Raw genomic sequence first — 23,827 nt, forward strand, 5'->3', positions numbered from 1 at the left:
CATGGGTACCGCACCTAAACCATTATCCTTTCACTGACCCTACGGTCAGACCTTGCACGAAATACCGCTGGAAAAACGGATATGCCAGCACGATCGGAAGAGTAGCCAGCACCACCATAGCCATTCGAACCGTTTCGGTCGGAAGGCCGGCAGCCGCATCAAAGCCACCCAAGTTTTGAGCATTTTTCGTTAAAAAGTCCATGTTCTTCTCAATCTGCATCAGCATGTATTGCAGCGGCGGAGTTAACTCCGGTTTGTTGTAGTAAAGCAGGGCATTAAACCAGTCATTCCAGTAGCCGAGCGAGCTGAATAATCCGATCGTGGCGATGCCCGGCAGCGATACGGGAAGCACTATGCCCGCAAATGTACGCAGTTCCCCGGCTCCGTCCATTTTTGCGGACTCGATGATCTCTTCGGGAACCGTCGTCTGAAAGAACGTGCGCATCACAATGATCGAAAAGGCGCTCAGCGAAAGCGGCAGGATCAGCGCCCCGATCGTATTTTGCAGATGCAGATACTGGGTCATGACAATATAGCCGGGCACCATCCCGCCCGAAAACAGCATCGTAAAAAACGCCAAAAAACTGAATATTCCCCGAAATTCAAAGCTGCGTCTGGAAACGGCGTAGGCGTAAGTCGTTACGAGTGCGAGGCTTAGCAGCGTACCGACGACCGTAACCAGCAGAGTGACGCCGAACGAAGCCAAAAGTTCATTTCCGCTTTGAAAAATGTAACGGTAGGCCTCCGTACTGAATTTGCTCGGCCAGAGACTGAATCCTTCCAACGCCAACGTCTGTTCATCGGTCAGCGAGATAAGGATCACGAACAGAAACGGAAAGACGCAGGAGAAGGAAAAAAGTCCGATCACCGCGTTAAACACTCCATTCCAAAAAGGAGAAATGGCGTTATAGTCCCGATCCCGACGTGCTCGGGTACCCTGCGGGTTTTCACTTCGCATCGATGGTAGTGTGGTCATGAGGATCATCCTCCCGCGATTTAAAAAATGGCATGCTCTTTTTCAATCTTTCGGACGATGGCATTGGCGGTTAGGATCAGAATAAGACCCACCAGGGATTGGTATAGACCAGCGGCGGTACTCATCCCGATATCCCCCATATTAATCAGACTGCGATAAACGAACGTATCGATGACATTGGTCACCGGATACAAAGCCCCCGCGTCTTTCGGCAGTTGATAAAACAATCCGAAGTCGGAGCGGAAAATTCCGCCGATCGCCAAAATCGTCAAAATGATCATAAGCGGCTTAAGCAAGGGTACCGTAATGTAGCGGATCTGCTTCCATTTGGTCGCCCCGTCGATGACAGCCGCTTCATAATAGGACTTGTCGATTCCCGTAATGGCGGCAAGATAGATCACGCTGTTATAGCCCACTCCTTTCCAGATGCCAACAAACACAAGAATAAAGGGCCAGAACCGGGGCTCCGCGTACCAGCTGACCCGTTCCCCGCCGAAATGAACGAGAAGCTGATTCAAAGTTCCCTTGTCCACGCTCAGGAATGTGAAAGCAAAGTAGCTGATAATGACCCAGGACAGGAAATGCGGGAGGAACATCCCGGTTTGATATATTTTCGCGAGCCGCTTGTTCAGCAGTTCGCTCAACAGGATGGCGAAACCGACCGAGATGACAAGCCCGAGAAAAATAAAGGCCACATTGTACAGAATGGTATTTCTGGTGATGACATAGGCATCGCTGGTCGTAAACAAATACTCGAAATTTTTGAACCCGACCCATTCGCTGTGGAACACGCTGGCAAAGAAACCGTCCCTGCTGATCCGGAAATCCTTAAAGGCCAGGACCGACCCGAACATCGGCAAGTAAGCAAAAATGAGGAACCACAAGGTTCCCGGGAAAACCAATAACAGCAGCGTCCGATTTCTGACGACTTTCTTCCAAAATGCCGACACGTTCTCTTCCTCCTTCGCCGTCCGAACTACCTCCATTGTCGCAAGTAAGCGCTATCATTAACAAGTTGAAAAACCTTAAATTTCTATGGAGAAATTAAAGGATCAAAAAAAGCGGGCCAGCTTGGTAAGCTGCGCCCGCTGCGAAAATCACGATCGGGAATTTATTTATTGTACATTTGTCGGAGTTCCGTCGGGGATACCCCCGTATATTTTTTAAACTGGCGATAGAAATAAGAGGTGTCCGGATAGCCGACCGCTCGTGCGATGTCCGAGGTTTTTTGCTCTGTATGCACCAGAAGCCGGGCCGCTACCTCGATCCGGTAGGTGTTGACGTAATCCGGAAAGCGGGTCCCGACCTCCTGCTGAAAGAGCTGCCCCAAATAATACGGATGCAGTCCGGCTTTTTGGCTTAGCGTTTTTAAAGACAGTTCCTCGGCGTAACGCCGCTGCACCTGCTCCACCAGAAAAGCCACGTGCGGAGTGTAGCGGCTGCGCCTGTCCTCCTGCTTCCCGAGCGTTTGCTTCACGACCTCCTTCACATGCCGAATCAGTCCCGGCAAAGTGCGAATCCGTCCCAGCGGGGAAAAGATCTCGCTGTAATCGGGATTCCCCTCCCTTTCCTTAGCGGCTATCATAAGCTGAATCGCTGTATTGATGCAGTGTTTCCTGAAGACAGGCTCTCCGCCGCCCGCTGCGGGAAATGCCTCCTCGATAAATTGCCGCACCCGCTCTGTCCATCCTTCCGCCAACAGCTGGAGGTAAGCGCCCGGATCCCATACTCTTCCGACCGGTTCCGTTTCCCCCGATAGGTTGCCGGCCTCGGTGATACAGCCCGGTTCACCGCCCGGCAGCAAATAATGACGAAAAACCGACTTGGCTTGTTCATAGGCGGCGGGCACGCTTTTATAATCGCTAACGGTCTTGGCTTTAGCGATCCAGAATCGCGGCTTACCCGGCGAGTCCTCTTGTTCGGCCGCTTCCCGCAGCCCGCCCGGCACGATGCCTCCCAAAGCCGGCTCCCGGGAGACCTCAATGAGAATCAGATCCCCGTCAGCGTCCATAAAACAGACGGTTTCTCCGGATTGCGCACTCTCCAGCATCCGTCCGGAGCCGAGATGGTTACTATATGTGTAAAAGTCCGGATCATCGGCAGAAAGGGGGCTTACCGCGTACAGGGTAAACCCCGTACTTTCCAAAGACAGGCCCAACAGTTCCGCCCGCTGTTTAAATTCCCGGCTCCCGATCTCTCCCGCAACCCAGCGCTGAAAAACATGGCTTCGCAAAACCTCCCAGTCTGTATGAAACCGGGTTCTGCGCTGATCGTCCATGTCCCATTCCGTTCGGATTTGCCGGATCGTACCTTCGAACTCGTCGAGATTAATCGGTTTTAAAATATAATTTTCAATGCCTAGCCGAATGCCGGCCTTGACGTACTCGAATTCCTCATACCCGCTCAATACAATAAACTTGGTATGAGCTCCCGACTCCTTGACCTCCCGGATTAACTCCAATCCGTTCATCCGGGGCATCATAATGTCCGTTACCAGCAAATCGACCGGTTGTTTTCGGATTAGCTCAAGGGCGCTCACTCCATCATTGGCGCTTCCGGCGATCTCGATCCCGTATTGCCGCCAGTCCAGAATCGAACTCAGCCCTTGCGCGATCAATGGCTCATCGTCGACAAACAGCGCTTTTTTCATCGCACAACTCCCTCTCTGATCATCGGCAGTTCCATCCGCACCAAGGTCCCCTGCCCTTCCTTGCTATGGAGCGTAAGACCGTACTCTTCCCCGTAATTCATCCGGATTCGCTCATGCACGTTCACCAGTCCGATGGACCCGGCCCCCCCAGCGAGCCGCGAGGAGGGTGATGAAGACAGGCTTTGATGAATTCCGGCGAGCCGCTCCTCCGCGATTCCCTTGCCGTTATCCCGCACGGTAATGACGATTCGGCCCCCGTCCTCTCCGGCATCAATCGAAATCTCATTGTCATCGTCGAGCGATCGGAACCCGTGGACGATATAGTTCTCGATCAACGGCTGAACGAGCAATTTCATCATTCGGCAGTCGGCAATATCCGGTTCCGCGGCGATGTTTACCTTCAGGCGCCCCTCATACCTGATCCGCAGGAGATCCAGATACAAGGAACACAACTCGATCTCTTCCTCCAGCGATACGACCGTATCTTTTTTAACCATACTTTTGAACATGACGGATAGACTGTAAATCATCCTCCCCACCTCCCCGGCTCCCTGGGTATATGCCTTCATCCTGATAGATTCCAAGGTGTTGTACAAAAAGTGCGGATTGATTTGGGATTGCAGGGCTACCAACTCGGCATGCTTTTGCCTGATTTCGGAACTGTACACTTTGTCGATGTAACTCTCCAGCCGCTCACACATGTCGTTCACTCTTACGGAAATTTGCTGCAATTCATCCTCGCCGGGCATATGGATTCGGGTGGACAGATCTCCCTCCCCGATCCGGCTCATGGATCGGATAATACGCCCCACCTTTTTGGAGTACCGTCTCATCATCGTAAACGTGACCGAAAATCCGACCGTCATAAACAACAGGGCCGCAACCGTCAGGGCGTTCCTTAATTTCTTGAGGTTTCCCTGAATCACGGACTCGGAGACAACGCCGACCACGGACAAAGCCGCATTCCCGGCACTTAGCACATTCACTCTGGATTTCTCATCCAGCTCCACCCATTTCGCTGTAGGATCCAGCCTGGACAAGTGCGGGTATTTTCGGCCGAAGTACCCTCCTGTGGCCTGCGAATCATAAATGACGATCCCCTCCCCCGTGATGACCAAAAACCGACCGCGTCCATCCGTTGCCCGGCTGTTAAGCCAGCTCGTCAAAGCTTCGGTGTCGAAATCGATCATCAGCATCCCTACCTTTTTCAAGGTCCATGGGTCCTGAAGCTCGCGTGTGTAGGAATAGCTTCGTGGATAGTTCTCGCCAGGTTGCCCCGGAAAAGCGCCATAAGCTTGAAACGTATCCCACGAAAAACTCCGGCGGCGTGCGTACCAGGCCTCCCAGTCCGTTTTGGAACCGTTTTCATATTGGAGCTGCTGATTCTCCTCCCGTATTTGCATATAGAAGTTCTCGGAATAACTGAACACCGTCGCCCCCTTAGCCTCGGGGTTCTGTTCCAGATAGGATTTCAACAAGCTCGCAAACGAAGACGTCCGCGGCTCCCCCGGCCTGCTGAACAGGTTCAGCCTGTGACTTAAATAGGCTTCGTATCGGTTATTCAAAAAATAAACCAGATCATCGCTTAGTGCGGCATCCCCGTATATGTGTTCCACCATGTTTTGGATGTTCTCATACTGGCGGTTCAAATAGATGCTCAACATATGCGCGGTTTTCAAATTCGCTTCTGTTTCCTCCCGAATGACGCGCTGCACCTGGTACTGGTAAACCATAACGGCCGCAATCAGAAACAGTATCACGATGATGGCGGAATACAGCAAAATGATCCGGTTAAACATTTTGCGCTTTAAATGATTCCGATAGAAACGGAGAATGGCATTCATCTGGCGGGACACGTCCTGTCCTGACAATTTGGATACGCGTACCAGTGTATCACTGCCTTTCTTGGGGCGCAATCCATTTTTGCACCGCTCCGGATCAGACTGGCGGTAGGCGGTCGTCCCTCGCCTGAAACGCCGTTTACTCGGACCTAATAGCCGCTATTTGCATCAAAAAGAGGGGATTCAAACTCTAACGGAAATCGTAGGGGCTATTTCGGTCCCATGACATGGAATTTGCCAGGGGTCGACCCGATTAACGGGAATTCTTCCCGGTAATCGTACGCACATGCGGCTGCATAGACAATTACCTGGAAAAACTCCCGCTAATTCGCCCGAAAATGCAGATATCACCGGTTGTGCCGAGAAATAGATGGAGCTTTTCCCTCTATTTCGGATCCAAAGGGCAAAAGCGGAAAAATATCGGGAGATTTTCCTGTTACTGAGCGAGCCATGGAAAAGCCGCTGAGGTGCTCTCCCCTCAGCGGCTCTCTATTGCGGCGGCAACGTCCCTCGCCTTATCCTTCTGCAACCGGATACGCCATTACGCTCATCAAGGCCAGCTCGGGCTGCGTCGTATCGAGCCGGCTGTACTGCACGATCACCGGAACATTGCTGGTGAAGGTCATCGCATACGGCACCCCGGCCGGAATGCGTTCCTCCCCGGCTTGAAGGGAGGCGGTGCGGATATGCTTGGTGCGCCGGCCCGGGACTACACATTCGATCCTTTCGAGCGGTTCGCGGTCCTCGAAGTATACCGTCACTTGAAGCACGGCCTCCTCCGCCCCCGTATTCAGCACGCATACGCTTTCATGGCTTTCCAGGCTCCCGCTGCTGTCCGGGGGGATGTACCCGTCTGGGATCACCCAGTACGTGTGGCCACTTGCCCTGTATCCTTTATCCATACGGATTCTCCTTTGTTCGCAGCAATTGGGCCAGAAAAGCCAGCGCCAGCCCTTGCCCCCATCCCTGAATACGTTTGCAAGGCACGTTTCGGTACCCTTCCGCATCATGCATGACCGCGGTGCCTGCGGACACGCCGGTCACCGTGCCGTCCGGCTTGATCCGGGCAAGGATGCCGTCGATCGCCTTTTGGGCGTACTTGTTGTACAAACGTCCCTGCATCAGCAAAGCGGTCGCAATTCCGGCGGAGCCGGAGGTTTCCAGGTAGGATTCCTCGTCATTGACGATGGTGTACCAGAGACCTTCCGGCGACTGCAGCCGGACCAGCGCACTTAATTGGTCTCGCAGGGAGCCGTCGATGATCATATAGGACGGATGCTGGACCTCGATCAATTGCAGCGCCTTGGACATCGTCAGCGCGGCCCAGGAATTTCCCCTGGCCCAATACATGCCGGACATCCAGTTCTGATTCACATGATCCCACCCGTGATAGTACAGATTGGTATCGGGATCTTGCAGGTATTTCTCATGCCCGTGATACTGGTTTAATCCGTCCTCGAAATACTCCTTATTGCCGAGACGTTTACCGATTCGCAACAGAAAGTACCCGGCCATAAACATCGTATCCACCCAGGCCTGCTGCGGAAAAACATCATGCAGCGAATTCACGGTATGCTGAAAAACCCCCTCGGCAAACCGCTCCGCTTGATGCGTCAGAAATTCGGCCATCTCTTTGGCGATATCCATGTACTTCTCTTCCCCGGTAGCCTCGTGCAGCGTCAGCAAGCAATGCCCGATGGACACGCCGTTCACCGACAGCTTCGGCAACCCGTCCTCGATGTTTTCGTCCACCCAGGCCTTGAGCCGATCCAGGTAGGCTTTGTTCCCCGTAGCGTCATAAGCTTCGCAAACCCCGTAAAAAGCGACGCCCCCCGGCCAATCCCAGCTGAAGTCCATCCGAAAGGTACGGTCTACGACGCGGTCGATGATCTGCTTGATTTCTTCTTCGTCAAATTGAAGTGCAGGCATTCCATCTTCTCCTTCCCTAAGTACAAGATTGCATATCCCGAATTACCGCAAAAACATATGCAGCGGCTGCAGGCGCAGCTCACGGATGGCTTCCGCTACCTGCACGGCCAGGCGCCGGGCACCCCGCTCCTGAAAGTGTGTGTTATCCTCCACGCCGGCCGGAAAGTTCATAAACTCCCCGGGAAGCACCCACATGAAGTCATCCTTGCTGCCTTCAACTCCGGCTTCCTCGAACAGGCGGCGGCTGCGCTCGGCGAGATCGATCAAAGGAACCGCCTCCTGGGCGGCCAGTTCGCGGATCGCCGTGATGTAGTCCCCGTGCGTATCCTGCAGCGTACCGTCTTCCTGAAAGTACCGCCGGTGGACGGGGGTGATCAGCACGGGAGTCGCCTGTTTGCTCCGGGCGGCCTTCAAATACATGTTAAGCTGGTCCTGAAAGGTGCCAAACGGCTCCGTGCGGCGGGACGCGTCCGGTTTCTCATCGTTGTGCCCGAATTGGACAAACAGGAAATCTCCGGGCTTGATCCGTTCCATGATGAGATCCAGAAGCCCCTCCTTCACAAAACTCAATGAACTTTGGCCCGAGCGGGCATGGTTGTCGACGGCCACGTCATGCTTAAAAAAGGCCGGAAGCATTCGCCCCCTATAATATAAACGCGGGAACTCCCGGGTTTATCCCTTCAGACCGCTGGTGCTCATCCCTTGGACAATTTGCTTTTGGAAGATGAAGAATACCGTCACGACCGGAACCAGGCTCACGATGGACATGGCGAACATCGCGCCCCAGTTAGAGGCGGACTCGCTGTCGAGGAACATTTTTAGAGCCATCGAAACGGTATATTTCTCCGGCGAGTTTAGGTACAAGACCGGGCCGAGCAAATCCTCCCAGCGCCAGTAGAACGAGAAAATGGCGGCGGTCGCCAAAGATGATTTAATGAGCGGCATTATGATTTGCAGATACAATCTGAACTTCCCGCACCCGTCGATCGTGGCCGCTTCGTCCAGTTCCTTGGGAATCGTCCGGATAAACTGCACCATCAGAAATATGAAGAACGGCATGCCGAAAAAGGTAGGGACCACGATCGGTAAAATCGTATTCAGCCAGCCCAGCTTGGTGAAAATGATATATTGCGGCACCAGTACGACATCATGCGGCAGCATCAGGGTCATCATCATGAGAGCAAACCAGAGGCCGCGCCCCCGGAATTTCAACCTGCCGAAGCCGAAGGCGATCAGCGAGGAAGAGAGGACCGCCCCGATTGTGGAGATGACCACAATGACCAGAGAGTTGCCAATGTAATGCCAAAACGGGTATCCCGCCGTTCCCGCCCAGCCTGTGGCATAGTTGCTCCAGATCCAGCTATCCGGAATCAACCGGCCGGACGTGACGAAGATGGTCCGGCTTTCCTTGAAGGAACTGAACAACATCCAGAGCACGGGATACAGCATCAGAAAAGCGAGGGCCGCAACGAACACGTGGTATACCGGCCATTTGATGTTTTTCCAGGTACGCATCGTCACTTCCCTCCCTCATTTTCATAGAACACCCAGAACCGGGACGTCAGGAACAAAACCGCCGTCAACAAACTGACGATCAACAGCATCACCCAAGCCATGGCAGACGCGTAGCCCATATTGTTGAACATAAAGGCCTGCCGGAACAAATAAAGCGAATACAGCATCGTTCCGTCCATCGGCCCGCCTTCCCCTTTGGAAATGATATAGGCCGGGACGAACGTCATAAAGGCGCTGATCGTCTGCATGATCAGATTGAACAATATAATCGGGCTCAGGAGCGGCAGTGTAATGCGGAAAAACTTGCGTACCGGGTTCGCGCCGTCGACGCTGGCCGCCTCGTACATCTCGGGAGAGATATTTTTCAGCCCCGCCAAAAAAATCAACATGGACGAGCCGAACTGCCACACCGACAAGGAAATCAGCATAACCAGGGCCGCGCCGGGGTCTCCGAACCAACTGACCGGACCGATGCCGATGACCGTCAAGGCGCTGTTAATGACTCCTTCATTGCTGAAAATGTTCCGCCACATGATGGACACGGCGACGCTTCCTCCGATGATGGACGGCAGATAATAGAGCGTTCGGTACGTGCCCACCATTCTGGAGCCCGTATTCAAAATCATGGCGACGAACAAGGCAAATACCAGCCTTAGCGGGACACCGACAAAAACATACAGCAGCGTGACGCGGACCGAATTCCAGTACTTCGGGTCGCCCAAAAACATCTGCTTGAAATTCTCCAGGCCGATCCATTCCGGCGCGGTAAACAAGTTATAGCTGGTAAATGACATATACAGCGAAACGAACATCGGAATGAGCGTGAACGCAATGAAGCCGATGATAAACGGACTGATAAAAGCATATCCCGTCAGATCGCTTCGCAAAGAAGAATACCGCCTCAAGTCGAATCCCTCCCCTGCGGAGGGCTCCCGTTTCCGGGAGCCGCTGCGCTATTTGTTTTTGGCCAGGATGGCGTTCGCGCTGTCGCGGAATGTCTTGGCCGCCTGCTCCACCGTGATCTTTCCGAAGTTCAGCTCCTCCACGATATCCGTCAGGGAAGCGATCACCTCGGGGGAACCGACCGGCGGCGGCGGACTCATCGGCGAAGCCTTAGGTTCCATGGCCGCTACGAAGTCGAAGACCTGGCGGGTCGGTTCGCTTAGTTCCGATGCGATGGCCTCCTTGATTTTGCCGGAGATCGGCACCCCGCGTTCTCCTTTAATCAGCTTGTTGGCTTCCACGTCATTCACCCAAAAATCGATAAACTTGGCCGCCTCTTCCTTTTGCTTGGAGTTGGAGGTCAACGCCCAGTACATACTTGGCTGCATGTACAGCCCTTTCTCCATATCCGGTCCCGGCATCGGCGCGATTTCAAGCGGACGGTTCGCGACCTGCTGCAGGGCGACGAATTGATTGGACCACTGCCAGATCCCGATTCCTTTGCCTTTGACCAGGTCCGACTCTTCAATAATGCCTTTGGTCTGGTTGGTCAGATCCGGAGACGGAACGGCCCCCTTTTCGATCAGACGGGCCATGCGCCCGAAGAAATCCACAAACAAGGCGTCGTCCTCATACCCTAGAGCCGTTCCCTCGGCGTTATACAGGGATTGTCCCTTGGTACGGAGATAATAATGGAAAAAGATATCGGGGGCCACCCCGCCGTCAAAATAGATCTTGTTCGCGGCCGCCTTAAGCGCGGTCTCTTCATAGGTGTCCCAGCTCATATTTTCCGGCAGCGCGTCGATTCCCGCCTTTTTCAGGATAGCCGGGTCATAATGAAAACCGAGCACATTCACTCCGGAAGGAATGCCGTACTGTTTGCCGTTCACCAATCCCGTGCTGATCACGTTCTCGCTGACATCGCCGAGGTTGATCTGCTTGCCGACATAAGGAGCCAGATCCTCCAACTGGCCGTTTTTCGCGTACTGGCTAATATAGGAAATATCCATCTGAACGATATCGGGCAGTTGGTTGGCCGCCGCTTGAGGAGCCAACTTTTTCCAGTAATCATCGAACGAAGCATACTCGACATCCACTTTGACATTCGGGTTCTTCTCATTGTAAAGATCGATGACCTTCTGCGTATATTCATGCCGCGCGTCCGAACCCCACCAGGCGATCCGCAGGGTGGTCTGACCATTGGCGGACGTGGCGCCCTTTCCGCCGCCCGAGCTGCAGGCTGTGGTCACCGCCAACAAAAGAGCCAATACAATCCAACTTCCTTTCTTCCTCATGCCATCTCTTCCTTTCACGTCGATTTTCGCGTTTTTTGACAGCGCTTCCAATTTGGTGATACCGTCATTTTCGCAAAAGTACGCGTCCGGTTGAATACAAAAAACCGGCTTGATCGTTCAAAAAACAGAGGTGTCGCTTACCTCTCCTCCATTCCGCCTTTTCGGTATTCGGTCGGGGTCATGCCGGTCCATTTTTTAAAAACCTGGCTAAAATACTGGGCATTTCCATCAAACCCGTACTTTTCGGCCAGCTCGAACACCTTGACATCCCCGTCTCTGCGGATTTGCTCGCAGGCCCGTTCGATCCGGTAGCGGTTCAAGTAGTTGGAGAAGGTCTCGCCCGTCCCTTTTTTGAACATCTTTCCGAGGTAATCCGGGTTCATGTAAAGCATTTGATGGGCTACTCCGTTCAGGGTGAGATCCGCCTCCCGGTAGTGGCGGGCCACAATGTCGATCATTTTCTCCACCACTGAAGTATGACGGCTCAACACGGTGTCTTCCTGCATGATCAGTCGCCCCCCGCCGAGTCCGTAATAACGGTCCAGACACAGCAGCGCCTGTTTATACAGCATCCGGGAGTGGACGATGCGGTCCGCCTCGCTTAAAACCGCCGTCACCTCCAGCTATAGAGCTGCGAGAACGTAGTTCTCGTAAGCTCGATCTCCGTCTTCAGCCGGTCCAGGCCGCTGTGGTCGGCCAGCAGCAACAGCAATTTTCCCTCCAGCGTCGTGCTCAGCAGTGCGCTTTGCAGCAGATCGCCGGCGATATTTTTAAGAGCGAACAAATGATTGTAGTCGTAACCGCCGGCAATCCGCAAGAGCAGCAGCCGGATCGGATGATCCTCCAGCTCGAGATTGAACAGTTCCTGATAATACTTGACCTCCAAGGGACCGTACGTCTGGTTGGTGATGAACTCGAGCAAAAACTGCTCTTTCACATGGGGAAGGACGCGCTGCAGACGCTGCTTGATCACTCCCGCCGCCTGCTCCTGCCGCTCCATTCGCCGCCGTTCCTGAAGCAGCTCCGACAAGGCGCTCTGAATCTGCTGCTCGTTGCAGGGCTTGAGTAAATAATGCTTGACCCCATACCGCATCGCCCGGCGGGCGTAATCAAACTCCTTGTAGCCGGACAGCATGATAAACCGCGTCTGCGGATAAGCGGCCGAGGCCTGCTCGATCAGGCCAAGCCCGTCCAGACCCGGCATGGAAATGTCCGTGATCACGACATCCGGCCGTGAAGCGCTCATTTTGTCCAAAGCCTCCAGACCGTTTTTGGCCGTATCCACCAGTTCGGCGCCGACGGCTCCCCAGTCCACCACCTGGGACATGCCCTCCAAAATGACGCGCTCATCATCCACCAACATGACTTTGTACATCGGTATCTCTCTCCTCGATCCAAGGTATGCTGATCTTCACGGTCGTCCCCTCTCCAGAGCGGCTTTCGATGCTAAACGCCCCTTCTTTGCCGTAGGCCAGCTTGAGGCGTTCCCGAATGTTGGTCAAGCCGATTCCCTGTCCCCGAGTTTGGACGTTTCCGACACGCAATTGCTCCATAAATTCGGCGGTCATGCCCGGTCCGTTGTCCATCACCTCTAAAATGACCCGCTTACCTTCGGTCGTTACCCGAATCCGAATCCTGCAGGGCTCCACCCGGGGCTCCAATCCGTAATGAATCGAATTCTCCACGAGCGGCTGCAATATAAGCTTAGGGATGAGGACACAGGTGGAACCGGGGGCGACCTCCATGCCGAAATCCAGCCTATACTCATAGCGAAAACGCTGAATGGTCACATAATTGCGTACAATTTCCAGCTCTTGCTCCAGCGTGATCCATTTCTCGGACATATTGGAGGAATGCCTCAACAGGAAACCCAAGGCTTCCACCATTTCGGAGATTTGACGCTGCTTCTGCATTTTGGCCAGCCAGTTAATCGATTCAAGGGTATTGTACAAAAAGTGCGGATTAATCTGGGCCTGCAGCGCCTTAAGCTCCGTCTCACGGATGACCAGCTGCTTGGCGTAATTCTCGAAGATCAGCTCGCGGATCCGCTGAATCATCATCGTAAAGGTGCGGTATAGCTGGCCGACTTCGTCCTGAAGGGAGACCGGGAGGGTTCCAAAGGCCGCCTCCTCAAGGTTGTCCAGATCCCCTTTTTCAATCTTGCGCATCTTCTTGATCAATTGAGCGATCGGACTGGTGATGCTGCGGGCAAATCGGGCGCCGACCATCAGGGCCGTCAACAAAATCAGCACGAAAATAACCATCACCAGCCGCTTCACCCACTGGGTCTGCTTGAACATTTCGTCGTAGGGCGTCATGTAAAAATACACCCAATTCGTATACGTGGAAAAAGCCCGCGCCACAAAGTAACGTCCCTGCTCAAAATGCGCGATCCCGTACGGTTCCGTCCGCTTCATTTCGGACATGATTTCCCGTTGCTCCACGGGAGGGTCCGACGGATAGAGCACCTCCGCGCCGTCGCTGATGACCAGCCGGGAACCTTCCCCCGGCTCCTGCATCTGATCCTGCACAATCCGGTCGACCCGGATTCGGATCACCAGCGTGCCTAGCTTCTCCAGCGTGAAGGCGCCTTCCGTAAACGACCGGATTTGCCGGACCGACAGCAGCCGGGCCTGGCGGTCTCCCCCGGTGTACCAGGAATTGGAACCGTCGTTCCTCTGTCCGAGCGATACCAGTTCAGGAAGCATGGAGACCGGGAGTCCTTCCCGGTTGCCCGCGGCCATGACCGTATTTTCATTATCGATAAGCAGCATGGAATAGACGTATTTCTCCGACCCCGCGTAAGCGACAAGGCGGTTTGTGATCTTTTTGCGCAGCGCCGTTTTGGCATATACCGTGCCGGCTTTCTCGAGCTCCAGCAAATAACTCTGCAGCTGCTCGTCGGACATGACTTTAAACGACAGATTCGCCATCTCGCGCAGTTGATTCTCGATCCCCACCGAGGACAGATTCAAAACCTGGGAGGATTTCTCGTAGATTTGTTTGTCGTAAATCTTGAATACGTATTGAAGGACGGATATGTAGAAGCCAAAACAAAACAGCATTAAAATCGAAATAAGAAATATCATTTTGCGATGAATCGGCAAACGAGTGAAAGCGCTTTTAATATTGATCATCCCAATTGCTCCTTTGACGGATTGAAATTGGAACACTCTCCTGCTTACAAATAAGTCTCCACTTCCTGCGCGTAGTTCCGCCGCACGTCACCCAGTTCCTGTTCCGCCCGGCGTCTGGCCGTCTCCAGTTCGTAAACCACACTACTCACTTCGGTCAGACGCTGCGTCACCTGATCATGCATCTCTGTGATTCGGCCCTGCACAAGCCAGTCGGCGATCAGCCCATCAAAGAAATAATCGGAGAAGCGGAGCATTCCCGAAATCTCCAATCCGGAGGTGAAATCACTGCCGCCTACATCCTGAAGCTCTTTCTCGAAGCGGCGCAAATTGGTCTGGGCGGCATAGATACGCTCCATGGCTTCGTCCAGCCGGCTATGCTTGATATGGGTGGACAACATCCCCCCGCCAAACATGTCGTAAGTCCCCCAATTCTTCGCGGATTGCAAACTTTCCTCCGCACGCTCCAAGTCGTGCTGTACGGATTGCCCCGCCCGGATCGCTTCATCCAGTTCCTTCACTTCCACGGTCAGAACCGCTTGCCGTTCGGCCAGTTCCCGAAGCGGCTCGTTGTTATCGAGCACAATCTTCTCTTTGGCTCCAAAAATCGTGTCGTATTCCCGCCTCCAGTTGCAGATCTCGCCCAACCGGCGTTCGAGGGATTCGATTTGCTGCCGCGTATCCCGAACGGCGCGGTCGGTTTGTTCATATATCAACCGGGCCGAGATGACCTCGCGCTCTTCCTGCTCCAGTTTCTCCGCTTTTTTACCCGTCAACGTAAACAGCAAATTGGAGAACGACATTCGCGTGAAACGTGCAACATCCTCCTCTTCACCGGCAAGCCGGCTTGCCGCGGCCTCCCTGGCCTGCTCCAAACCGGATAACTCTTCCTTCAACTTTTGGAGCATAAGCTCCCATTTTTCTTTGCGGCGCCCCTTCTCCTTCACTTCCGCCAAACGTTCGTTCAGATCTTCAAACATGGTTTCCTCCACCTTCCGGATTCATAGTCCCGCCCTACTCCTGTTGATCAAACGCAAAGAACCGGCCGCTTCCGCCCGCCGCACGATAAGCTCACAAACCCAATGGCTTTCCAGAGCATCCTTCAGCGAAATGGATGGCGGTCTGTTCTCGCGAACGCAGCCGATAAAATGCTCGACGATCTGGACAAATCCCCTGCGGAACAGAACCGGGTCCCAATCCTTGAAGTGGTGGTGCCGCTCCTCTCCCGCGGAAAAATGCACCGTTGTGTTAAGCCCTTGCACCACCCATTTATTCCCCGGGCTCATCACTTCCACAATCTCGTCGTTAACTCCCGAATCCCGGTTCATCATCCCCGTACAGATAAAGCCGTCGCCCTCCAGCTGCAGCTGCGTGTGCACCAGTTTCCCTTCCCGGACGCGGGTATATATCCGGGGTTCCCCGGTGATAGGTCCCGGGGCCAAAAAGCGGATCGTATCCACGACATGGATAAAATCGTCATATATGAAGCGGCGGGCGAAGTCCGGCGAGAACAGCCTGTTCTTTTGCAGCAAAATCGCGTGCCTGTCCCTTTGCTCCTCCAACGCGGCAACCATCGGCGCAAAACGGCGGTTGAACCCGACCATCAGGATGCGGCCGGCCTGCTCCGCGAGCGCCGTTAGCCGTTCCGACTCCTCATAGTCATAGGATATCGGCTTGTCAATGTACACGTGAATGCCGCTTCGCAGCAATTGTTCCGCAATAAGGGCATGCGACTCCGTCGACGAATGAATAAATGCCGCATCGATATTTAATCCGATTAATTCCTCCACGCTCTGAACGGCCTCCGCTACCCGATACTTGGCCGCAAGCCTCCGCAACGTCTCCCGATGTCGCGTGCATAGTACCGGCTGGATGTCCTCCATTGCGGCAATGACCGGCAGGTATGCCTTTTGGGCGATATCGCCGAGCCCGATAACTCCGATTCGCATGAAGATTCCTCCTATGTAAAAAATTCCTAATCCTTTTTCATTTTGGCATACGGGGGTATCCGTGTAAACTCGTGCGGTAATATTCGCTGCACGTTCGTATGCGCATAAAAATGATTAAGGATTAAAAAAAGCCGGAATAACTGGAATTATAAACCTCTTCCGTTATTTCCGGCTATAGGATTTATTTGCTTTCCGCTACAAACCGTCCGATCCGCTCGCGAATTTCATCCCGGACCCGTCGGAACTCGGCGAGAATTTCCTCCTCGGTGCCGGCAGCCTTCGCCGGATCGTCAAATCCCCAATGCCACCGGGTGGCGTTCGGGTTGGAGACGGCCGGACAGTGCTCGTCCGCATGCCCGCACAAAGTAATAATGTACTCCGCCCGCTCCAGAACGGTCGGATCGATTACCTCGGACCGGTGCCCGCTGATATCAACCCCGGCTTCCTCCATCACCTTTACCGCCCGCGGGTTCAGACCGTGCGCCTCCAAACCGGCGCTGAGCACTTCATAGCGGTCACCGCCGAGTTGCTTGAGAAAGCCGTCCGCCATCTGGCTGCGGCAGGAGTTGCCTGTGCAAAGAAAGTATACCGTCTGTTTGTTCATGGATGTTCTCCTCCTTTAAAATTACCAACTTGTTATGAGACGATGACCAGCCATATATAAAGCCCGGTTAACGTGATAAAAAGGGTGGGGACCGTCAGCAGCAGACCGGTTTTAAAATAACGCCCCCATGAGATACGGACTCCTTTTTTGGCCAGAACGTGGAGCCACAGCAAGGTCGCCAGCGATCCGATCGGCGTAATTTTCGGCCCGAGATCGGAGCCGATCACATTGGCATAGACCAAGGCTTCCCTGACCATGCCGGAGGTTTGTGTGCTCTCGATCGCCAGCGCGTCGATCATTACGGTAGGCAAATTATTCATGACGGAGGATAAAAGCGCGGCGATAAAGCCCATTCCTACCGTTGCGGCATACATACCGCCTTCGGCAACCCACTGAATTCCGGCTCCAAGATAATCGGTTAAACCCGCATTCCGGAGCCCGTACACTACGACATACATCCCGATAGAGAACACAACGATCGACCAAGGGGCCTCCTTGATCACACGGCGGGTTTGCACCGCGGGGCTGCGCCGGGTTGCCAATACGAAAAACAGCGCTACGGCCCCTGCGGCCAGTGAAACGGGAAGGCCGATAAACTCGGCGGACAAATATGCGGCCACCAGCAATCCCAGGATGAACCAAGACAACCGAAACATCGCCGGATCCTTGACGGCTTCGCGCGGTTTTCTCAATTGCCGCAGATCATAGTCGACCGGAATGTCTTTCCGGAAAAACAAATACAGCACCAGCATACTCGCACCCAAGGAGACCAGATTGGGCACAATCATGCGTGAAGCATACTCCATAAACCCGATGCCGAAAAAGTCGGCGGAAACGATATTGACCAGGTTGCTGACTACTAGCGGCAAAGAGGTCGTATCGGCGATAAACCCGCCCGCCATAATAAACGGCAGCACTTTCCGGTCATCAAAGTTTAAGGCCCGAACCATCGCCAGGACGATCGGGGTCAGGATCAAAGCCGCCCCGTCATTGGCGAACAAGGCCGCGACGGCCGCACCAAGCAGAATCACGTAAACAAACATACGCCGCCCGCTTCCTCGAGCCAACCTTGCCATGTGCAGCGCCGACCATTCGAATAAGCCGATCTCATCCAGCAGAATGGAGATGATGATAATGGCCACAAAAGCCAGCGTCGCATTCCAGACAATCCGGGTCACGTCGCCGACATCGGCGAAACTGACAACCCCAAAAATCAAAGCCAATGCAGCCCCACCGGCGGCAGACCAGCCGATGCCAAGCCCCTTCGGCTGCCAAATGACAAACACCAAAGTAAGTAAAAAAACGCCCCCTGCGATATACTCCACTCTAATTTCTCTCTCCCATCAATTACAGCAGCTACTGTCCGTACTCGGTTTTTGCAGCTTTCGCCGCGCTTCTGTCGTCGGCACCGCTTCCAGAGTTGCTTTGACATAAGGCAAATGATCCACCGTTAATTTGTAATAAGCCCAATGTCCCCGGCGCGTTTCCTGAACCAGACCCGCTTCCCGCAGCTTTCGAAGATGCTGACTAATATTGGGTTGCGTCGTCTGCAGCGCCTCTACCAAATCGCAAACACAGCGTTCGCCATCCCCCAAGATATCCAGTAGGGTAAGCCGTGTTTTATCGGCAAGCAGTTTTAGTATTTTGACCATTTCATCCAACCGATCATCCCCTTTCCGCTTGCTCATTATATAATCAAACAATTATATAATCAATAACTTATTTGAAATAAAAAAACAGGCATGCCGCAGCATGCCCGTTCCTTCCCAATTAAGCATTCGGCGCCGTTTCAAAGGATTTCCGATGCATCCAGCCCACTCCGGCCGCCAGCAAGCTTATGACCGCAGCGAACAGATACATATTCACGATGCCGAACCATTCGGCTACACCGCTCATAAACAGCAGCGACAGGCCAAAAACCGTATTCAGCAGTGTCGATTGCGCCGAAAAAACTTTGGGCAGCATCTCCGCTCCCACACTGCGCTGAATGAGCGTTCTCCGGGACACGGCGGCCAGCTCCGTAAACGGCCCGGTCAGCAGAACGATCAGCAGTGTCAACGGAGCATACTGATTGAGCGCGAACCATGCCGTAAACGCGGCATAGCCCAGCATTCCCGCCAGCATCGCCGGAAATATCCGCTTCTCCAGCCGCTCCACGAGAGCGACGACGACCAGCCCGCCGAGTACGGCCCCGGCAAAATAACTCGCGTTAATATAGCCCCACCACTTCTCATCCTTCATCAGAATTTCGTTAACGAACACCAGCAGAAACGCGCCGGCCCAAACCGAACCTCCCAGCATATCCGTGGCATCCATAAAAGTCAGCGAACGAAGCCGCGGAGATTTCCACAGCGTCACCCATCCTTCCTTTAAAGTATCCCACCGGGAAGCGGATTCGTCTTCAGCCCCTCCGTTCGAACGAGCCCCTGTTCGGATATCCCAGAAATTCCGACGGGCGGGTTCGATCGGATCCTCGATCCAGATCGTAGCTAACATTGCCGCCCCGTAACATAGCGCAACGCCAAGCAGAACCGGATAAGCTCCGAATGAGGCGACCAGGACGCCGCTGATCGCCCAACCCGCGAACTGAACGATCTGATCGGTCGTGGCGATCAAACCGTTGGCTTTCATAAGAACCCGGTCGTCGGTAAGCCGCGGAATCAGCGCATTCCGAGCCGGTGTCGTCCAACCGTCCAGAAACGAAATGCCGATGATGAGCCCATATACCGGGAGCATCTCTTCCCCGCCAAACCATGGAGAAATATAGCCCGCCAGCAAACCGAAGAGAACAAATTGCCCGAACTGCGACAAGGTCAGCAAAAAGGGCAGCCTATACTTGTCGATCATCAGCGGGGCGGCGAACCCGCTAAATAATTGCGAGGTGACTCTCAAAAAAGGGACCAGCGTGGCGAACACGACCGAATTCGTCCGTTCCAGTACGAAGGTGGTAAGCGCAACTAAATAGAGCACATCCGCGCTGTTCGACAGCGTCTGAGATCCCCACAAAACGTAAAAAGACCGTTTGAACATTTCTATGTCGCTCCTTATGCATTTTCAGTTGTCTAATTTTCTAAATCCAATTGCCAAGAGTCGCAACTAGAACATCAAATCGGTCTCATCGTAAAACCCTTTCTAGTAATTCAGATTATATTAATGATATTAATCTTACTATAACTTGGATCTGCGTTTACAGTCCAGTGCTATAATAATTCGGATCTTGACCTTAAAGGAGCCACTCATGGACAAAATCACTTCACCCCGTATCCCGTTACCGCAGAAAATCCGCCGTTACGGCGAAATACTGGCGGTCTCCGCCAAGTTGGGGCTGACCTCTTTCGGCGGGCCGATCGCGCATTTGGGTTACTTTCACGAAGAATACGTGAATAAACGCAAATGGATGAGCGAGGAAAGCTATGCCGAGCTGGTCGCGCTGGCCCAGTTTCTGCCGGGACCGGCGAGCAGCCAGGTCGGAATCGGCGTCGGCCTGCAGCGCGGCGGGCTGGGCGGAGCAGTCGCCGCCTGGCTCGGCTTCACCTTGCCGTCGGCGGCGGCCATGGCCGTGTTCGCCCTGGCGCTGCGGGGCGCGGACGTGAGCGGCTCCGCCTGGCTGCACGGCCTGAAGCTGACCGCCGTGGCGGTTGTGGCCCATGCCGTGTGGAGCATGGGCCGCAAGCTCGCGGCCGGGCCGAGCCGCGCCGCGATCGCCGTGCTGGCCTGCGCGCTGACGCTGCTCTGGCCGGGCGCTTTCGGCCAGGTGGCCGCGATCGCCGCGGCGGGGCTGGCCGGGCTGTGGCTGTTCCGCCGCGGCGCAACGGAAGCCGCGCGCCCGGACGGCGGCGCTGACGCGCCCGAGCCGCAACCGCTGCGGAGCCGCGGAGCGGCGCTGTTCAGCCTGGCGCTGTTCTTCGCCCTGCTCCTGCTGCTGCCGCTCTTCGTGCGGCTGGCGGGCGCGGGAGCAGGAGCGGGCGGCGAGGCGCTGCAGCTGTTCGACAGCTTCTACCGCGCGGGCGCGCTCGTGTTTGGCGGCGGCCATGTTGTCCTGCCGCTGCTGGAAAGCGAAATCGTCCCCGCCGGAGCAGTCGGCGGGGACGATTTCCTGGCCGGGTACGGCATGGTGCAGGCCATGCCTGGCCCTTTGTTCACGTTCGCCTCGTATCTCGGCGCCGTGTGGGGCGGCATCCCGGGTGCGCTGCTCGCCACCCTGGCCATCTTCCTGCCCGCGTTCCTGCTGATCCTCGGCGCGCTCCCGTTCTGGAGCCGCCTGTCCCGGCATGCGCGGGCCCAAAGCGCCCTGCACGGCATTAACGCCGCCGTGGTAGGCCTGCTTCTCGCCGCGCTGTATGATCCGATCTGGACGACCTCGGTCCGGAATGCCGGCGATTTCAGCCTGGCCTTGCTGCTGTTCGCCATGCTGGCCTGGTGGAAGCTGCCGCCCTGGACCGCCGTCGTAGCCGGCGCCGCGGGCGGCCTGCTGCTAAGCCTGCTGCCTTCCCTTTGATCCCTTTACTCCTCGTAGATCATCTTGCGCGTCATGCCGCCGTCCACCATCAGGTGGGCGCCGGTCACAAACGTGTTTTTATAACCATATAGGTTGAACTATTGATTTGCATATTAGACAGCGGTGTAAGGGGTTCTTATCACACTCTTGACCTGAAACTAATGGTTTGGTTCGAATTAAAGGGAATTCTTCCCGTTAATTTGGTGCGTAAGCGGCTGGAGAGGCGAATTAGCTGGAAAACCGCCCGCTAATTCGCCTGAAATGGTGTATATCGGCAATAGGCCGCAAAATAGCTGGAGCTTTTCCAGCTAAATCCGATCGAACGGCCAAGCGCGGTACATTAACAGGAAATTTTCCCGTTAATGGTGTAGACTCCGACGGACCTATATAGAAGTGATGGATTCGAAGAAATGAGGTTTGATTAAAGTAGCACAAATTGACTATGAAATATGATTGTGGAATCATGAAATGGGGTGATGAAATGACGAAGTTAGTGAATACGGAAAATACGGATCGTTCCGCTAGCAATAGAGGAGGTAACCGGAAAGGGGCAGGCCGCAAGCCCATAGGCGTAACTAGAAAAATTTCATTGACTTTACCGCAGAATTGCTGGGAAGAAATAGACCGGTACTGTCACAGAGGAGATTATTCTGTCTCCGAAGTATTACGGTCCATTATCGAAGACAACCTTCATAATGCCGATCTGTTATGAACTCGTGGTAGGAGGAGGTTCATGTAATGATAGAAAACATTTTAACCATGGATGGCGGGCACCTTTTTTACCAGGTTTCCGGAGAAGGTGATCCCGTTGTCCTGATCCATGGAAACTTTAATGATCATCACATCTGGAATGAACAAGCTGACTTTTTTTCCGCACATTACAAATTAGTCCGGTATGATTTAAGAGGATACGGTCTTTCCAGTACGCCAAATACCACCTTCTCCAATATAGAAGATTTAAAGACACTGATTGATTTTCTGGAGCTCCGTAACATTACATTGGTTGGCTCTTCCATGGGGGGTGGCATTGCTACAGACTTTACGCTGACTTATCCTCATTTAGTCAAAAACCTGATTTTGGTTGCACCTTCCATAAACGGTCTTCCATATCCAAAAATGATGATGTGGCAAGGAACAAAAAATTTTATCAACCTGCGCTTGAAAGGACGGAAGAAGGCCATTGATTCATTCATAGCCAATCCTTACTGGCAATACTTATTTCCTTCCGCAAGAAAAAAAGAGGCCCGAACAAAATCGATCCATAATGTCAATAACCCTAACAACTTCTGCAGATTCTCCCCCAGTCTTTCAATTGCAGTTAAGCCCTATGCTTTTCATCGATTGCATGAAATAAGCATACCGACTCTTATCATCATTTCGGACCAGGATCATTCATTCAACAAGAAGACTGCGGAAACTTTACATAAAAATATTAAATCCTCATCAAAAATAATTATGGAAGACTGCGGTCACCTCCCATTTATTGAGGCATCGAATGAATTTAATCAAGCGGTTCTTGGTTTTCTGTCAAAAAAATCGCTGAACTAAAAAAGGGCGCTTTGCCGACGCAAAGCCCCCCCTTCCAGGTCAAGCCCGACCTTGGGCAATATCGCGAATCAGGCCCGGCAGCCAGTCCAGCAGCGAACTGAAACGGTAACCCGCCGCCCGGGCTTTGGAAATATCCATATACCAGGAGGCGGTAACCCCGAATGGCGATGCGTCGTCCGGCTCCGTTTCTTTTTGGATCAGCGCCGTCTTGCCGGTTTCCCGCTCGATCAGCTCCATTAAGCTGCGCAAAGTGATCGTCCCTTCCGAACTTGCATTGATCGGCCCCCGTAGGTCCGAGCTGCCGAGCCATTGCATAAAGGAAGCCGTCTCGTCCGAAGAAACAAACGACATCGCCGCCTCCGCATTCGGCATCCCGATCGGCGTTCCCTTCATCACCCGCTCGATGTGGAAATGCAGCCTCCGCGTGTAATCATCCGGACCGAGAACGATCGGAATCCGCATCGCGGCCACCGGGAAGTCCGCCAGCTGGAAAAAGGCGGTTTCCGCTTGTCTTTTTCCTTCCCCGTAATCGAAGTCTTCCCGCTTACCCGTCTTCCGTTTATAGGTATACGGGTCGAAGTCCTCCTCCGCCAGCGGGGATGTCCCAGACCCGTAAACCGACAAGGTGGACGTTAATATGTATCGCCTCACGTGCCCGTCAAATGCCCGAATCGCCGCTTCGGCTTCACCGGGCGAATAGCAGATATTATCGAACACCATATCCCAAGGTCCGGCCGCGGCCACGCTCCGAAGCGCGCCCTCATCCGTGCGGTCTGCGGCTATCCGGGTGACCGTGCGGTCAAACTCCGCCATCGTTGTTCCCCGGGTCGCCACCGTAACCTCGTGAACGCCTTCTTGCAAGAGCAGATTCACCAACTTTTTGCCGAAATACCGCGTTCCGCCAAGCACCAACACTTTGCCCATACGTGTCGTCCTCCTGTAAATT

General features: G+C 54.0%; 21 protein-coding genes and 1 pseudogene. 2 read left to right on the top strand and 20 right to left on the bottom strand.

The window, feature by feature from the left end; translation table 11 throughout:
• Nucleotides 1-22: 22 nt before the first annotated feature.
• The 19 genes and pseudogenes from V4U88_RS08330 to V4U88_RS08415 all read right to left on the bottom strand — a co-directional run bounded on the left by V4U88_RS08330 (nucleotide 23) and on the right by V4U88_RS08415 (nucleotide 19,865).
• On the bottom strand, nucleotides 23-976 hold the full coding sequence (locus V4U88_RS08330; protein ID WP_334072812.1) for a carbohydrate ABC transporter permease: 954 nt from the start codon (nucleotides 974-976) through the stop codon (nucleotides 23-25).
• 20 nt (nucleotides 977-996) lie between these two features.
• On the bottom strand, nucleotides 997-1,926 hold the full coding sequence (locus V4U88_RS08335; protein ID WP_334072813.1) for an ABC transporter permease: 930 nt from the start codon (nucleotides 1,924-1,926) through the stop codon (nucleotides 997-999).
• Nucleotides 1,927-2,087: 161 nt separating this feature from the next.
• Nucleotides 2,088-3,626, bottom strand: a complete 1,539-nt coding sequence (locus tag V4U88_RS08340; protein WP_334072814.1) for a response regulator transcription factor — start codon at nucleotides 3,624-3,626, stop codon at nucleotides 2,088-2,090.
• Nucleotides 3,623-5,542, bottom strand: a complete 1,920-nt coding sequence (locus V4U88_RS08345; protein ID WP_334072815.1) for a cache domain-containing sensor histidine kinase — start codon at nucleotides 5,540-5,542, stop codon at nucleotides 3,623-3,625. Before V4U88_RS08345 ends, V4U88_RS08340 begins: the two co-directional genes overlap by 4 nt.
• Before the next feature lie 440 nt (nucleotides 5,543-5,982).
• A complete protein-coding gene (locus V4U88_RS08350; RefSeq protein WP_334072816.1) occupies nucleotides 5,983-6,369 on the bottom strand; it encodes a sensory rhodopsin transducer in 387 nt (128 codons plus the stop codon).
• Nucleotides 6,362-7,396, bottom strand: coding sequence for a glycoside hydrolase family 88/105 protein (locus V4U88_RS08355; protein WP_334072817.1), 1,035 nt, complete (start codon nucleotides 7,394-7,396; stop codon nucleotides 6,362-6,364). The genes V4U88_RS08350 and V4U88_RS08355 overlap by 8 nt, the downstream gene beginning before the upstream one ends.
• A gap of 42 nt (nucleotides 7,397-7,438) precedes the next feature.
• A pseudogene (locus V4U88_RS08360) lies at nucleotides 7,439-8,038 on the bottom strand (rhamnogalacturonan acetylesterase); the annotation flags it as partial.
• Between the two features lie 30 nt (nucleotides 8,039-8,068).
• On the bottom strand, nucleotides 8,069-8,911 hold the full coding sequence (locus V4U88_RS08365; protein WP_334072819.1) for a carbohydrate ABC transporter permease: 843 nt from the start codon (nucleotides 8,909-8,911) through the stop codon (nucleotides 8,069-8,071).
• 2 nt (nucleotides 8,912-8,913) lie between these two features.
• Nucleotides 8,914-9,816 carry a carbohydrate ABC transporter permease gene (locus V4U88_RS08370; protein ID WP_334072820.1) on the bottom strand — a complete coding sequence of 301 codons (903 nt, stop codon included), beginning with the start codon at nucleotides 9,814-9,816 and terminating at the stop codon, nucleotides 8,914-8,916.
• A 48-nt stretch (nucleotides 9,817-9,864) separates the two neighbouring features.
• A complete protein-coding gene (locus V4U88_RS08375; protein ID WP_334072821.1) occupies nucleotides 9,865-11,148 on the bottom strand; it encodes an ABC transporter substrate-binding protein in 1,284 nt (427 codons plus the stop codon).
• A 137-nt stretch (nucleotides 11,149-11,285) separates the two neighbouring features.
• Entirely contained in the window at nucleotides 11,286-11,765 is a 480-nt protein-coding gene (locus V4U88_RS26965) for a helix-turn-helix transcriptional regulator (RefSeq protein ID WP_416367192.1), read from the bottom strand.
• Entirely contained in the window at nucleotides 11,762-12,523 is a 762-nt protein-coding gene (locus V4U88_RS26970; RefSeq protein ID WP_416367193.1) for a response regulator, read from the bottom strand. Before V4U88_RS26970 ends, V4U88_RS26965 begins: the two co-directional genes overlap by 4 nt.
• Nucleotides 12,498-14,285 carry a sensor histidine kinase gene (locus V4U88_RS08385; protein WP_334072822.1) on the bottom strand — a complete coding sequence of 596 codons (1,788 nt, stop codon included), beginning with the start codon at nucleotides 14,283-14,285 and terminating at the stop codon, nucleotides 12,498-12,500. The genes V4U88_RS26970 and V4U88_RS08385 overlap by 26 nt, the downstream gene beginning before the upstream one ends.
• A gap of 44 nt (nucleotides 14,286-14,329) precedes the next feature.
• A complete protein-coding gene (locus V4U88_RS08390) occupies nucleotides 14,330-15,262 on the bottom strand; it encodes a hypothetical protein (RefSeq protein WP_334072823.1) in 933 nt (310 codons plus the stop codon).
• Between the two features lie 21 nt (nucleotides 15,263-15,283).
• On the bottom strand, nucleotides 15,284-16,231 hold the full coding sequence (locus V4U88_RS08395) for a Gfo/Idh/MocA family protein (protein WP_334072824.1): 948 nt from the start codon (nucleotides 16,229-16,231) through the stop codon (nucleotides 15,284-15,286).
• Nucleotides 16,232-16,412: 181 nt separating this feature from the next.
• The gene (gene arsC / locus V4U88_RS08400; RefSeq protein ID WP_334072825.1) at nucleotides 16,413-16,835 is read right to left on the bottom strand and encodes an arsenate reductase (thioredoxin); all 423 of its coding nucleotides are present in this window, start codon (nucleotides 16,833-16,835) and stop codon (nucleotides 16,413-16,415) included.
• Nucleotides 16,836-16,867: 32 nt separating this feature from the next.
• A complete protein-coding gene (locus V4U88_RS08405; protein ID WP_334072826.1) occupies nucleotides 16,868-18,160 on the bottom strand; it encodes an arsenic transporter in 1,293 nt (430 codons plus the stop codon).
• Between the two features lie 18 nt (nucleotides 18,161-18,178).
• Nucleotides 18,179-18,523, bottom strand: coding sequence for an ArsR/SmtB family transcription factor (locus V4U88_RS08410; protein WP_334072827.1), 345 nt, complete (start codon nucleotides 18,521-18,523; stop codon nucleotides 18,179-18,181).
• 82 nt (nucleotides 18,524-18,605) lie between these two features.
• Nucleotides 18,606-19,865: an MFS transporter gene (locus V4U88_RS08415; protein WP_334072828.1), complete on the bottom strand. Its 1,260-nt coding sequence runs from the start codon at nucleotides 19,863-19,865 to the stop codon at nucleotides 18,606-18,608.
• A 208-nt stretch (nucleotides 19,866-20,073) separates the two neighbouring features.
• Between V4U88_RS08415 and chrA the strand changes: the two genes are divergently transcribed.
• Both chrA and V4U88_RS08425 read left to right on the top strand, forming a co-directional pair.
• The gene (chrA, locus tag V4U88_RS08420) at nucleotides 20,074-21,333 is read left to right on the top strand and encodes a chromate efflux transporter (protein ID WP_334072829.1); all 1,260 of its coding nucleotides are present in this window, start codon (nucleotides 20,074-20,076) and stop codon (nucleotides 21,331-21,333) included.
• A gap of 738 nt (nucleotides 21,334-22,071) precedes the next feature.
• Nucleotides 22,072-22,881 (top strand): alpha/beta fold hydrolase, encoded by an 810-nt coding sequence (locus V4U88_RS08425; protein WP_334072830.1) that lies wholly within the window; start codon nucleotides 22,072-22,074, stop codon nucleotides 22,879-22,881.
• A 39-nt stretch (nucleotides 22,882-22,920) separates the two neighbouring features.
• Here the strand turns inward: V4U88_RS08425 and V4U88_RS08430 are convergent, their stop codons facing one another.
• Nucleotides 22,921-23,805 (bottom strand): NAD-dependent epimerase/dehydratase family protein, encoded by an 885-nt coding sequence (locus V4U88_RS08430; RefSeq protein WP_334072831.1) that lies wholly within the window; start codon nucleotides 23,803-23,805, stop codon nucleotides 22,921-22,923.
• Nucleotides 23,806-23,827: the final 22 nt, after the last annotated feature.

The organism is Paenibacillus sp. A14 (assembly GCF_036864815.1).
Classification (GTDB): domain Bacteria; phylum Bacillota; class Bacilli; order Paenibacillales; family Paenibacillaceae; genus Fontibacillus; species Fontibacillus sanfengchensis.

Coding starts and splice junctions, on each gene's coding strand:
- V4U88_RS08410 (WP_334072827.1), bottom strand. CDS start 18,523: ATGAGCAAGCGGAAAGGGGATGATCGGTTGGATGAAATGGTCAAAATA.
- V4U88_RS08340 (WP_334072814.1), bottom strand. CDS start 3,626: ATGAAAAAAGCGCTGTTTGTCGACGATGAGCCATTGATCGCGCAAGGG.
- V4U88_RS08350 (WP_334072816.1), bottom strand. CDS start 6,369: ATGGATAAAGGATACAGGGCAAGTGGCCACACGTACTGGGTGATCCCA.
- V4U88_RS08425 (WP_334072830.1), top strand. CDS start 22,072: ATGATAGAAAACATTTTAACCATGGATGGCGGGCACCTTTTTTACCAG.
- V4U88_RS26970 (WP_416367193.1), bottom strand. CDS start 12,523: ATGTACAAAGTCATGTTGGTGGATGATGAGCGCGTCATTTTGGAGGGC.
- V4U88_RS08390 (WP_334072823.1), bottom strand. CDS start 15,262: ATGTTTGAAGATCTGAACGAACGTTTGGCGGAAGTGAAGGAGAAGGGG.
- V4U88_RS08355 (WP_334072817.1), bottom strand. CDS start 7,396: ATGCCTGCACTTCAATTTGACGAAGAAGAAATCAAGCAGATCATCGAC.
- V4U88_RS08365 (WP_334072819.1), bottom strand. CDS start 8,911: ATGCGTACCTGGAAAAACATCAAATGGCCGGTATACCACGTGTTCGTT.
- V4U88_RS08415 (WP_334072828.1), bottom strand. CDS start 19,865: ATGTTCAAACGGTCTTTTTACGTTTTGTGGGGATCTCAGACGCTGTCG.
- V4U88_RS08375 (WP_334072821.1), bottom strand. CDS start 11,148: ATGAGGAAGAAAGGAAGTTGGATTGTATTGGCTCTTTTGTTGGCGGTG.
- arsC (WP_334072825.1), bottom strand. CDS start 16,835: ATGAACAAACAGACGGTATACTTTCTTTGCACAGGCAACTCCTGCCGC.
- V4U88_RS08385 (WP_334072822.1), bottom strand. CDS start 14,285: ATGATCAATATTAAAAGCGCTTTCACTCGTTTGCCGATTCATCGCAAA.
- V4U88_RS08330 (WP_334072812.1), bottom strand. CDS start 976: ATGACCACACTACCATCGATGCGAAGTGAAAACCCGCAGGGTACCCGA.
- V4U88_RS08395 (WP_334072824.1), bottom strand. CDS start 16,231: ATGCGAATCGGAGTTATCGGGCTCGGCGATATCGCCCAAAAGGCATAC.
- chrA (WP_334072829.1), top strand. CDS start 20,074: ATGGACAAAATCACTTCACCCCGTATCCCGTTACCGCAGAAAATCCGC.
- V4U88_RS08430 (WP_334072831.1), bottom strand. CDS start 23,805: ATGGGCAAAGTGTTGGTGCTTGGCGGAACGCGGTATTTCGGCAAAAAG.